General features: G+C 42.8%; 9 protein-coding genes. 3 read left to right on the top strand and 6 right to left on the bottom strand.

What is annotated here, in order from left to right:
* Positions 1-121 precede the first annotated feature (121 nt).
* A complete protein-coding gene (locus FCL54_RS23475) occupies positions 122-1,381 on the bottom strand; it encodes a carboxylate--amine ligase (protein WP_138129702.1) in 1,260 nt (419 codons plus the stop codon).
* A gap of 630 nt (positions 1,382-2,011) precedes the next feature.
* Here FCL54_RS23475 and FCL54_RS24725 point away from each other — a divergent pair.
* The gene (locus tag FCL54_RS24725) at positions 2,012-2,137 is read left to right on the top strand and encodes a hypothetical protein (protein WP_281281411.1); all 126 of its coding nucleotides are present in this window, start codon (positions 2,012-2,014) and stop codon (positions 2,135-2,137) included.
* 44 nt (positions 2,138-2,181) lie between these two features.
* On the opposite strand, the gene FCL54_RS23470 is transcribed toward FCL54_RS24725, so the two are convergent.
* Positions 2,182-3,153: an HD domain-containing protein gene (locus FCL54_RS23470; protein WP_138129701.1), complete on the bottom strand. Its 972-nt coding sequence runs from the start codon at positions 3,151-3,153 to the stop codon at positions 2,182-2,184.
* A gap of 48 nt (positions 3,154-3,201) precedes the next feature.
* A complete protein-coding gene (locus FCL54_RS23465) occupies positions 3,202-3,801 on the bottom strand; it encodes a DUF421 domain-containing protein (protein ID WP_171016995.1) in 600 nt (199 codons plus the stop codon).
* 98 nt (positions 3,802-3,899) lie between these two features.
* Here FCL54_RS23465 and FCL54_RS23460 point away from each other — a divergent pair, with 98 nt between their 5' ends.
* Positions 3,900-4,703 (top strand): MBL fold metallo-hydrolase, encoded by an 804-nt coding sequence (locus FCL54_RS23460; RefSeq protein ID WP_138129699.1) that lies wholly within the window; start codon positions 3,900-3,902, stop codon positions 4,701-4,703.
* 47 nt (positions 4,704-4,750) lie between these two features.
* On the opposite strand, the gene FCL54_RS23455 is transcribed toward FCL54_RS23460, so the two are convergent.
* The gene (locus FCL54_RS23455; RefSeq protein WP_138129698.1) at positions 4,751-6,016 is read right to left on the bottom strand and encodes a cytosine deaminase; all 1,266 of its coding nucleotides are present in this window, start codon (positions 6,014-6,016) and stop codon (positions 4,751-4,753) included.
* Positions 6,017-7,282 (bottom strand): cytosine permease, encoded by a 1,266-nt coding sequence (codB, locus tag FCL54_RS23450; protein ID WP_138129704.1) that lies wholly within the window; start codon positions 7,280-7,282, stop codon positions 6,017-6,019.
* A 316-nt stretch (positions 7,283-7,598) separates the two neighbouring features.
* Between codB and FCL54_RS23445 the strand changes: the two genes are divergently transcribed.
* The gene (locus tag FCL54_RS23445) at positions 7,599-7,880 is read left to right on the top strand and encodes an alpha/beta-type small acid-soluble spore protein (RefSeq protein ID WP_171016994.1); all 282 of its coding nucleotides are present in this window, start codon (positions 7,599-7,601) and stop codon (positions 7,878-7,880) included.
* Positions 7,881-7,907: 27 nt separating this feature from the next.
* Here the strand turns inward: FCL54_RS23445 and FCL54_RS24885 are convergent, their stop codons facing one another.
* Positions 7,908-8,015: an IS3 family transposase gene (locus FCL54_RS24885; RefSeq protein WP_425467172.1), complete on the bottom strand. Its 108-nt coding sequence runs from the start codon at positions 8,013-8,015 to the stop codon at positions 7,908-7,910.
* Between the last annotated feature and the right edge of the window lie 10 nt (positions 8,016-8,025).

Below are 8,025 nucleotides of genomic sequence, written 5' to 3'. Positions count from 1 at the left end.
GAGCGAGGACTTCTACTTCGGCTACAGCACTATAAAGGGTAAAGTTACTGAGTGGATTTAAACCACTTAGACTGTGTGACTGCGGGGCACACCTAAAAAAGATGCTGGATAATCCAGCACCTTAACACGGGCAATAATATTTTCGCTTTGAAAATTTGTTTTGAAGCAACTGATAGGCTGGTTCAGGATCACCCTGGGACTCCACTGCTGTTGTTATCAAGTCGTTCTTTTCTGTTCTTCCAGACAATACAGCCAGCCATTCTTCTTTCGATAATACATCACCTTCAAACATACCCTGTTTTGATTCTTTTAAAGAAATGTAATCCTGCACGAAGACCCATTTCTTTCCGACCTGTCCCTTTTCAGCAGTAAAGGGATCTCCTATAGCATCCCGATAAAGAAGATAAGGTAAGTTCACATTACAACTAACCGGCAACCCGATCCACTTCCACGGCCTCGTATTGATATCAATCAGTTTATATTCTTCATCACGCTCATCATAAATAAATTCGCACTCTGCAATACCCTGATACTGGAAGGCTTTAAGCACTTCTGAAGCGCGTTCTACAAGTTTTGCATTTTCGACTGATTCCACCAGGCAAGTGGTACCTGACTCTGCAGGGTAAATTTCAAGTCTTCTTCCCGTAAGAGAGCCTCTTATATTATTATCCTGGTCCATATATGCTACAACCGTGACGAGGCCACCCGGTGTTGAAGGTATCTGCTCCTGCACAACTAATTCAATTTCATCCGAGAGCTTGACCTTTTCCTTGAACTCTTCTTTACTTCCCGCCACAAAGAGCGCCTTTCGAAAACGATCATAAAACTTTCTTTTTTGAATTGGTTTCAATACAACTGGATAACTGAATGTGTCACTTAACTCCTCCAGATTTTCACTGGTTACTTTGTCTGATTGAGGGATAAGAACATTCAGATCTTCCGCTTTTTGATAAAGCTGTGATTTGTCTAAAATTTGATCGATTGTCTTATAAGAGGAAAATTGCCAGATATAATAATCGCTTAACCGCTCAGCATGCCTGGCAATCGCTAGCGCCCATTCATCCATACAGGGAAACAATACGCATTTTTGTTTAAAGAAAGGACCGATTTCTAGTAAAAATTGAATGAATGCTTCCTCTTCTTCATCAGGATTTGGACATAATCCTCTTAACGCAACGTACCTGGAAGCAAATCCAAGACCCTTTTCTTCCCGGTCTAAAGCGATTACAGGCACGCCTTCTTTCCCAAGTGCCCGGGCTACAGAGAGACCGGTTATATGGCTGTTACATATTAAAGCAGGAGGTTTTTCAATTTGATTAATGTTTTCTTCAATTGCATTCTTTAGCTGTTCTGTATTCCGATAAACCGTACGGTCACTCATTCGTTCATCTCCTCCTTATTTTTAAAACTATACTAATTTTATCGGAATTACCGGGATTAATCAAAAAAAGAGGCTGGGACATAAATAAGACGTTCAAGTTAAAAAACGAATGATTTTAAGTAGGAGTAATGCAAACCGCTTCGGCAGAATACTTCGCTTTCCGCGGGCACGGCCTCAGCCTCCTCGCGGAAAAACCATCGCTGCGGGGTCTTCGGACTCGTGCTGTTCCCGCTGGAGTCTACGTATTCTGCCTACGCTTGAAGTGGTTTCCCACTAAAGGAACTTAGAACTTTATTACTCCTCCTCAAGCGGAGAAAATACACGAAGACTCCTACGGGAGCAATGGCATCGGTGAGACCCCGGAGTATGAAAGGCGGAGGCGAACGCCCAGGGACGTATGGATTGGACTGAGCCGTATGGAGATAAAGAAAACACGACGAACGAAAGAGAGTCGAGGGAAATCCACTAGTCTCTGTGAGCCAGAGCTAGACAGTGCGTTAGCATGAGGAGGCTCACCAGCCACCCGTGGAAAGCGAAGTGTCTTTTCGTAGCGGGTTGAGATACCCCAGTATCATTATATTGTTTTTTATCTCTAGATTCCGGGAAACTTATGAGAAAGGAGTGATTCAGTTGGACAAACAGGAAAAGAAACACAACGAACTTCCGAAGGACAAACGTGAGACACAAAGCGATAAAGAAAACAAAAAGGAAAAAGACAAAGAAGTCCGTTATTACAAGAATATTTTCTGTGAATAACATTCCATTAGAAAAGGTGTCCGTTGCCAGGACACCTCAATTACTTATGCATTGATTACCTTTACATATGTACCCTGTTTTGATTTGTGGGTCGCTTTCTCGTTTAATGCTGCTACTTTATCGGATAAAGTGCTGACGGGAGATACACGGTCCCCTGTAAAAACTGCCGGATCAATAATCCTGAGCTTTTTAGCCCCAAATATATGATGGTCGGCGGAATCTTCTTCCACCTTTACATTAAAATGAAGCTGTCTCAGAAGGCTATTAACTTCCTCATCCTTGCTCTGCACCATCAGGGTTAACACAGTTTCATCATCAAGCATCAAGTCTTGTTCCTTTACGATCTCTTTTTCAATCGCAGTTTGTATTGCTTTTGCCAGGACATCATACGCGTAAATATTTAACGGATCGAGAAAATAATCAACGACTTCTTTATAATACATTTCCACGAACCATTCTGCGCTTTCAACCGATGTTAAGCAAATTCTTCCTTCTGCAAAGTACATGTGCTCTAAAAATGCATCCACTTCCTCTTTTGTTATCGTACCGAAAGCAAACAGATCTCTAAGCGTGTAATCGATCCTGTCAGCACATAACTCTGGAAGCGGCTGTTCCAGGATGGGATAGTCGTTGCGAAAAACGAGCTGAGGATCAAGTTTATGGGCTTCTAAAATTCTGGGGATCTCAGAGTGTTGCACAACGTTTTTAAAAATCTTTTCATGATAATCTTCTTCACTGTGATTAAAAACAAGATCGACGACATGAGAAAAAGCGGTATGGGAAACATCGTGTAACAGTCCTGCGATCTGCTCCTCGAGGCTTCCTCCCATCTTCCGAACAAGCAGCATTACTCCTACTGAGTGGCCGAAGCGGGTGGTATTCCACCTTTCATTTACAAGGTAACTGGCGCCTCCCTGGTGGACGTGCTTTAAACGCTGAACTGGCTTTGAATGAATTAATTCCTCGAGTACTCCTTCCAGGTGAAAGTCCCCATAAAGCTCATCTTTCATTAACATATCTTCGTCCCCTCCCCCTTTTTCTAAGAACTATTATAGCAATGCTGATTATTGAAAAGGATCTTTATCTTCATCTTTTTCAGCCTGTCGAAAAAGGTTCTTCGAAGGTTTGCCAGGCTCCTGGTCAAATGAAATTGGTACATCCAGCCTTGAACCGATCATTTTAAGAGCCTGTTTCACTTCTTCTATATCTTTTTGGGTCGCAAAAGAATGCTGTGGTAAAAGCTCCACCCCTATTTTTCCGCTAATTTCTAATGTAGCGTTTTTCACCTTTGACATATCGTTTATCTTGTTGATTCGAAGCATCATCTCTAACTCCTCATCTGACATGCGGGCTTTCTTTAAATTCTTCCTGTTGATCTCCCCGTTTTCGATAAGCAAGGTCGGCTGACCAAGTATCAAATTTTTAATTTTAGGGAAATGTATTTGCAGAAAGGAAATAATAATAAGGCCAAGAATGATCAGGGCTCCGTGATAAAGGCTTAACCAGGAATCTTTGGTTTTTAAAGGATGGATAAGAACCGTTCCGATTCCAAGCATTATCACGACTTCTCCTATCGTCATCCGGGAAAGGGTTCTCTTTCCCCCAATCCGAAGCAAAATTAAAGCACCTCCAAAATAGATCAATGCCTGAATCCAATCTGGCATACAAACCAATCCTTCCATTTGTAGTGGTAAATTAAAAAACTATTTACCCAAAACTAAGGTGATATAATAGCGGTAACAGATGTACAGGAAGTGAAACGATGAAACTATTGCAGCATGAAGACATCATTCAAGTTAAACTGACGGTTTCCATGGCGGGAACCCATTTAAACGTAAATGTCTTTTTTATCGACGGATTATTAATCGATACTGGCCCTGCCAGGTTGAAAAATAGCCTGATTCCTTATTTTAAAGAGCTTCCCATCGAACAAGTCGCCCTGACCCACCATCACGAAGATCACACTGGCCTCGCCGGCTGGCTGTTACACCATAGGAAGAGACCTTTGTACATCCATGGGTCTGGCATCGAATACTGCCTTCAACCCCCGGTCCTGCCTTTTTACCGAAAAGTTTTCTGGGGAAAAAGAGATGCGTTCGCTCCCGAGAAGATGCCAGGAAGGATAGAAACAAATTCGCTAACGTTCCATGTGGAACATTCTCCCGGGCATGCTCCTGACCACGTTGCACTGATCGACAAAGAAAACGGCAGGTTGTTTAGCGGAGATTTGTATGTACTCCCCCATCCGAAAAGCCTGTTTGCCTTTGAGTCCGTTCCAGAAATCATCCGTTCTATAAAGCGGTTACTCAGCTATGATTTTGAAACCCTTATTTGTTCCCATGCCGGTGTCATTCCTAAAGGAAAAGAAAAACTTGCTGCAAAGCTTTCCTATTTAGAAGAGATCAGGGAACAGGTTCTATCTTTATACGAGAATGGAATGCCTGCAAACCGTATTCGAAAAGAACTTTTTCCTAAGATCCATCCTCTCCAGATTATGTCCTTTTTTGAAAACTCCTCCACTCATCTTATTACCTCTATTCTTGCTGAATATAAACATCCTTATTAAACAGGGAAATATAAAAGAGAAGGGAGATCCTCCCTTCTCTCTTCTGTCTATTTTTCAAATGTAACCTCTTCGGCAACGCCATCTACCAGGACTGTTGATTGAGCAGGCTTAGTTTTTGCGATTACATTTCCGTTTCGAATCGAATAGGTAACAGGAACCTGCCGGCGAATGGCATCATATTCATCAGAGGCCGGAAGAACGATCAGGTTAGCAGGTTTCCCTTCTTCTATTCCATAGTGATCCTCAATATGCATGGTTTTCGCACTGTTTCTTGTAATAAGATCGATCGAGTCGACAATCTGATCGTAGCCCATCAGCTGGCATACATGGATGCCCATATGAAGCACTTGCATCATGTTTCCTGTTCCAAGCGGATACCACGGATCGAAGATGTCATCATGGCCAAAGCAAACGTTTAAGTCTGCCTCAAGCATTTCCTTCACTCTTGTGATCCCACGCCGTTTCGGATAGGAATCAAATCGCCCCTGAAGGTGGATATTAACGAGCGGATTTGCTACAAAGTTAACCTTTGAAAGCTTCAACAGCCTGAATAGCTTGGATGTATAGGCATCGTTATAAGAGTGCATTGCTGTAGTATGACTGGCTGTAACTTTTTCCCCTATATCAAGGCGGTAAGCTTCAGCGGCCACTACTTCCACAAAGCGTGACTGCTCATCATCTATTTCATCACAATGGATATCGACTAATCGGTCATACTTTTCGGCAAGCCCAAAAACTTTTTTCATCGATTCCACGCCATATTCCCTTGTAAATTCATAGTGTGGGATTCCACCGATTACATCAGCTCCCATTTTGACGGATTCCTCAAGCAACTCAAACCCATTCGGATAAGAAAGAATGCCTTCTTGAGGAAAAGCAACGATTTGAAGATCAACATACGGCTTGATTTCTTCCTTTACTTCAAGCATTGCTTCTAACGCAATCAGCTTTGGATCCGTAACATCTACGTGCGTCCTGACATGTTGGATCCCCTGTGCAATTTGCCACTTCAATGCTTTTTTCGCGCGGCTTTTTACATCTTCCTTTGTCAGGGATTCCTTCCGTTCAGACCATCTCTGGATGCCTTCGAATAATGTTCCGCTTTTGTTCCACTTCGGCTCCCCTGCGGTCAGCGTCGTATCCAGATGGATATGGGGCTCGACAAACGGAGGAAGGACAAGGCTCCCGTCCAGATCAAAAACCTCTTCTTCTGTTTGGATCTCATCCTGTGAAATGCTTTTAAACTTCCCATCTGTTATCAAAATGTTCCAGAGGCCTTTTCTTCCCCTTAAAACTGCATTTTTTAGTATCAATTAACTCACCTTTTCCATTTCACTGCTAACTGGCTTGAAGTTTAATACTTTCGTCGCAACTACTGAAACAATAATATACGTAAGCCCTGCTCCGATAACTGAATTTACAGGCGGAATACCAGGAACAAATTTTGCGAATCCAACTCCTGCTCCCCAGGCTGCAATGGCGATCCAGTTCACTGTGCTGAATGCTTTGTTTTTAAAGTTGGCATACTTTCCACGGTTTAATACAAAATAATCCGCTAAAATGATCGCTCCGATCGGAGGCAACGTTGAACCAAGGAATGTTAACCATCCTACAAAGTTGTTGTATAACCATAAAGCAAAGATTGTCCCAACGATCCCGTTAAAGATGACTAATTTATTCTTTGAGATTTTTGTAATGTTAGAGAACCCCAGCCCTGATGCATACAGGGCATTATCGTTCGTCGTCCAGATGTTCAACCCGAGAATAAGAATGGCCGGTATGATCAAGCCCTGTACAAACATCACTTCGGAAATATCGGATTTCCCTGTTGCGATTGTACCGATCGCTCCGAAAACAAACATCAGAGAGTTTCCGACAAAAAAGGCAAGTACTGTTGTCGTTACACCGATACGCTTTGTTTTTGCAAACCGGGCAAAATCAGGTGTCAATGTACCTCCGCTGATGAATGAACCGATACAGATTGTCACCGCTGTTGCAAGCGTGATCGCTTCTGTTGGCTCATAAGCTAGCAGGCCTTGCATTCCGCCGACAGAATCAGCTGCATCGAATACAGAAAAGCTCCCTAAAACGGCGATTGCCGGAACTGCGATGAAACTTAAGATGGTTAAAGCCTTCATTCCAAAGTAAGCTGTCGCTGTCATTAATAGTCCTGCGATGATGATTAAAGCGATGGTGTTTATTCCTGTTACTTTTTGAACCGGAATGGCAAACATCGCGACACCAACTCCAAACCAGCCCACCTGTGTAGCACCAAGCAAGAAGGATGCGAGATATGAACCTTTTTCACCAAATGCATATCTGGCAAGCAAGTGTGTTGATAATCCGGTATTCGCTGCAACGTAGCTTAACAACCCTGTATAGATTCCAAGCGCTAAATTCCCGATTAAAACTGTGATAATAAATTCCTTCAGGGTGAGCCCTGCTCCTAGGGATCCGCCAGATAGCATGCTTGCCGAGAAAAAGGTGAATCCCATCATGACCATCAGCATTTTCCAAAATCCATTCTTATTTGCCTGCGGCACAGACTGCAGGGCAAAATCGTGATCTGTTGCTTTCACCTTATGTTTCATACCAATTCCTCCTCTGATAGAACCGGTACCTGGAACGAATGCTCAGTCAAAAAGAAAGAGGCTTCCTGCCAAACTGACAGGAAGCCTCTAACACATGCTGATAGATGGGCTCAAGCTTACACTTGTCCCAAACAAACCATTCCGACTTACCTTGTCAGCCTCTCTGGACTGAAATTAAAGGTACCAGTATTAAGTTATTGTTATTATCGCAGGACGTCTCTTTCTTGTCAATCCCCTTCCAAATTAAGGATTCATCATCTTACGTTATATGGCTGGAAAGACTAGAAAGGAGGAGGAATGCATAATGGCAAATCGAAATAAAATCCTTGTTCCAGAAGCAAGGAATGAACTGGATCAGTTTAAAGTGAACGTAATGGAAAAACAGGGATATCAATTTCACCGTGACCCTGATCAGATTAAGTATGAAGTTGCAAGGGAATCGGGTGTACCGCTCGAAAAAGGCTACAACGGGGACCTTACATCAAGGCAGGCAGGTAAAGTTGGAGGGTACATCGGAGGCAACATGGTTAAAGAGATGATTAAAATGGCTGAACAGCAACTCCAAAAAAACCGACCTTGGTCTTAACCCTGTCAAGTAGACAACACAAAAAAACTAAGCTGCCAACGCGTGTCGATATTCAATCGGCGCGCGTTGCTTTAATTTCTTCTGAAAACGCCTGTAGTTATAGTGGTATATATAATCCTCGATTGCTTGTCGTATCTCTGTTTCT

Source organism: Exobacillus caeni (assembly GCF_005747095.1).
GTDB classification, from domain to species: domain Bacteria; phylum Bacillota; class Bacilli; order Bacillales; family Guptibacillaceae; genus Exobacillus; species Exobacillus caeni.
This window is presented reverse-complemented; position numbering and strand designations above follow the sequence as displayed.

Excerpts from the sequence above, each read along its gene's own strand:
- FCL54_RS23475 (WP_138129702.1), bottom strand. The coding sequence starts at position 1,381 with ATGAGTGACCGTACGGTTTATCGGAATACAGAACAGCTAAAGAATGCA.
- FCL54_RS23460 (WP_138129699.1), top strand. The coding sequence starts at position 3,900 with ATGAAACTATTGCAGCATGAAGACATCATTCAAGTTAAACTGACGGTT.
- FCL54_RS23445 (WP_171016994.1), top strand. The coding sequence starts at position 7,599 with ATGGCAAATCGAAATAAAATCCTTGTTCCAGAAGCAAGGAATGAACTG.
- FCL54_RS23470 (WP_138129701.1), bottom strand. The coding sequence starts at position 3,153 with ATGTTAATGAAAGATGAGCTTTATGGGGACTTTCACCTGGAAGGAGTA.
- FCL54_RS23465 (WP_171016995.1), bottom strand. The coding sequence starts at position 3,801 with ATGCCAGATTGGATTCAGGCATTGATCTATTTTGGAGGTGCTTTAATT.